At 36.7% G+C, this 3,342-nt stretch carries 4 protein-coding genes; 1 reads left to right on the top strand and 3 read right to left on the bottom strand.

What is annotated here, in order from left to right; genetic code table 11:
• Positions 1-212: hypothetical protein (locus tag COJ96_RS29090; RefSeq protein ID WP_218936559.1), on the top strand; the 212-nt coding region annotated here is incomplete at its 5' end.
• Here COJ96_RS29090 and COJ96_RS27825 read toward each other — a convergent pair.
• The 3 genes from COJ96_RS27825 to COJ96_RS30105 form a co-directional block, all read right to left on the bottom strand.
• On the bottom strand, positions 190-990 hold the full coding sequence (locus COJ96_RS27825; RefSeq protein WP_098576918.1) for an ExeA family protein: 801 nt from the start codon (positions 988-990) through the stop codon (positions 190-192). The genes COJ96_RS29090 and COJ96_RS27825 overlap by 23 nt on opposite strands.
• Entirely contained in the window at positions 991-2,367 is a 1,377-nt protein-coding gene (locus tag COJ96_RS27820) for a DDE-type integrase/transposase/recombinase (RefSeq protein WP_098576915.1), read from the bottom strand. It abuts the gene before it with no gap.
• 199 nt (positions 2,368-2,566) lie between these two features.
• Positions 2,567-3,163 carry a DUF6431 domain-containing protein gene (locus tag COJ96_RS30105; RefSeq protein WP_142333106.1) on the bottom strand — a complete coding sequence of 199 codons (597 nt, stop codon included), beginning with the start codon at positions 3,161-3,163 and terminating at the stop codon, positions 2,567-2,569.
• Positions 3,164-3,342 lie beyond the last annotated feature (179 nt).

Genomic DNA, 3,342 nt, shown 5'->3' with positions numbered 1-3,342 from the left:
TGTCAGGAGTCATTTTTAATGACGGTGAATTCGGAAATGCAAGTGTCGGTGACAAAGTATATTTGCCACCGACACTTGCGTTTCCTTTTTATTTTCGCCATATTAATTGGCAGTTTATGGTTATATGTACCATTGATTTCGACTGTAAATTATATTATCCTCAAAAAAGAAAAAGGACCTTCAAGGTCCTTAAAAACGGTAGTCATCAATGACTCTCTCCACAGAGTCTTCATCTACTAGCTTCTGTCTTCTGGAAACAGTGTCTAACAGGCATTCTGTACATAAACGATTGGTCAAGCGCAGAATGCCCCTTGTTTCCTTATATATCATTTTTAAAGATGCTTCAGTGAAGATCTGGTGTTTTTCTCCTACCATTTCTAATTGATGATTGATATACTCGCTTAACTCTTCATAATTTAATCCTTCAAGATGAAACCTTGTGCTAATTCGTTGTGAAATAGCCTCTAAACTTCTTAAACGTAATTTGTCTCGTAATTCAGGCTGGCCAACTAGGATAAGGGCAAGTGGAGATAGAGAGTCAATTTCAAAGTTTGTTAGAAATCGAATTTCTTGTAACATCGATGGTGACAATAAATGCGCTTCGTCAATGACCACGACGGGCGTTTTCTTTTTGTTTTCATAGATATCCATCAATGCAGCTTTGAATTGTCTCTTTAGGTCACTAGCCAAAAACATAGGCTCAATTCCAACTTGTAAAAGCATTTCACGATAAAAATCCCGAGGTTTCAAGGCAGAATCAGATAAATAAAGAAAAACGTATTGATTTTCTTCGAGCCGATCTTTTAACGCTCTAATAGCAGTTGACTTTCCTGACCCTACTTCTCCTGTAATAAGACCAAATGAACGTTGTTGTATCATAAATGTCAGTCGAGCTTGTAACTCCTTAAATTGTTTGGTTTGAAATAAGTGTTTAGTCTTAACATCTTTTTGAAAGGGCGTATAAATCCACCCAAAATGTTTTGAAATCATCTATTTTTCTTCCCCCATAAGTGATTGATAGCTTAATATTCCCCGTTTTTCTTTTTGTTTTATTTCATGACTAGGTGCTGATAATTCAAGAAAATTTAATCCTGATTCTTCATTCGTGTGAATTGATTCTTCAGAGGCTGCTTTTTCGTGTTTTGGTCGTGAAAGATTTAAAGGAATGGCATTCTCAAATTGCTTTCCGTCTAACCAAACCTCTAATTTTTCAAGGTCATTGGGATCAAAGCGAATCGTGATGGATTCACCCACAAGCTGCGAATCCACCTCATATTTGTTCCCTTGAAACGAAATACAGCCAGTTTTATCTACTTTTCTTTCATCTTCCCAATAAAAGGCATTTTTTAAATCGTATATTGAGATAGAAACCGAAGGTTGCTCACATTCTTCCCATCTTTGTCTTGGGGGTTGTTTTGTTTCACCGTGCTTTCGCTCATGATAGATGGATTCTTTCCAAATATGAAAATATCGATTCAACTGTTCAATAGACTGAATCCTTCCGGATTCAATTAAGTCATAGGCCTCGGGTTTGAAGGAAGAATCTACGAATTGGAAGAAACGTTCTATTTTTCCACGCCCTTGTGGTCTTCTAGGGGTAGAATGAGTTAGTTTAATCCCGAGTTTCGCACAGGTTGTTTCTAATGCTTTGGCTCTATAAATGGCTCCATTATCGACATAGATCTGTTCAGGCTTTCCGTTGCTTAATATAGCTTTAAACAAACAATCCTCCAGCTGCGCACCTTTTTCATCAAAATAAAATTGGCCATGAACTATGAACCTAGAATAATCGTCAATAAAGGCAAATAACTTTGCTACACGCTTCTTATTTGAATCTTTTGGGTCTGGTAAATAGAGAGTATGTTGCACATCCCCTTGCCAACAAGCATTCCGATAGGGAAATTCAAATCGACGGAATTGTTTCCCAACTGGTTTTTGTTGTAACTTTTTACGTGTAATTCCTACTTTACGCAATTGTTTGGATAATGTACTTTCCGAAATAGCCCCCGGATCTACTATTTCAGCTAGTTCCATTATTCGAATTATCTGTTGAACTGATCGCTCTGGACGTTCTGTTTTCAATTGAATCGCTTTTTCCAATAGATCGTTGGTTATAGCTCTAGGGGCATATCCACCCCTTTTTAACGGTTTTAATGCTTCAAATCCACTATTACGATAAAGTTGAATATATCGTTCTAATGTTCGAAGTCCGACTTTTTGCTTCTCACCATATGGATTTAGATGTTCATTTGCCGCAATGTTCCGAAGTCTTTGTGCTTGTTCTCCTTTTGGAATCTCTCTTGTGACTATTTCTGCAATAAGGCCAAAACGAAATAAGGCAATATCATTTCTTAATTTTTCATCCATTTACAGCTCTCCTATCTATATTGAATTTCTTATATGTTCATTAAATAATGATTATCGATAGAATGGGAGAACCCATATTATGTGGGAACGTCTGTTTTAAAACGGATAATATTGGGGAAATTGCCCCGAAGGGGCGACAAATTAAGTTCGGAAGATAAAAAGGCGGTTTAAATGAATGGGTAAAATTGGGCATACAGGGTTAAATTTTATTCATTAACTGATTTATCCAGTTGAAGAAGCCATAGAATGGGTAAGGGGTTGTAGAGTGAAAAAATTTCCATGTTTTAGGAAGGAGATATATTAGGGTCTGTTCATCAGTTAATGGTTTTATTTGTCTAAAATCAATCTCTGTCGGATGAATATCAACCAAATGATACATAAGTAAATGGATCAAGGATTCCTTTTTAATCCTCCATAAAGAATCCCAGCGTTTAATTGTCTTATAGGAAATCCCACCCGTCTCATTTGAGAAAATGGCAGATTGAATACGATAATAACTTTTTCCTTTCAAATACCGTAATATCCATACTTTTTGAAGGATCCACCCACTATGAACAATGTATGGATAAAGAAAATCTGGCAATAGAGAAAACGTCTTTCCACAAGATGGACAGAATCTTCGGTAAATCGGAATCTTTGTGATTGCTTTTACAGTGATGACGAAACGAAAGTAGCGACCATGTTTGTATAATTTACCATGACAGTCAGGGCAACTCTCCTCACACTTAGGAGGTACATTTTGGTAACGTCGTAAATAACCCTTGACCGTCTTTCCTAGATATTTTATTATAATCATAGTTTTTTAGTTGAATCTGCCTCAAGGAGACGGCCATCTCTTTGGGGCTTTATTTTTGTCCTCCTCCCGCCAGGGAATGATTTACATTACTACATTGTCGCATAATTCTCTCCATAAGTACCGACATAAAATTTTCCTAAAACAACAAAAAACACTGCCATTGAAAATGGCAGCGGACA

This window comes from Bacillus sp. AFS073361, assembly GCF_002567005.1.
GTDB lineage: Bacteria > Bacillota > Bacilli > Bacillales > Cytobacillaceae > Neobacillus.
Note: the sequence above shows the minus strand (reverse complement) of the source record. Positions and strands in the feature narration are given on the sequence as shown.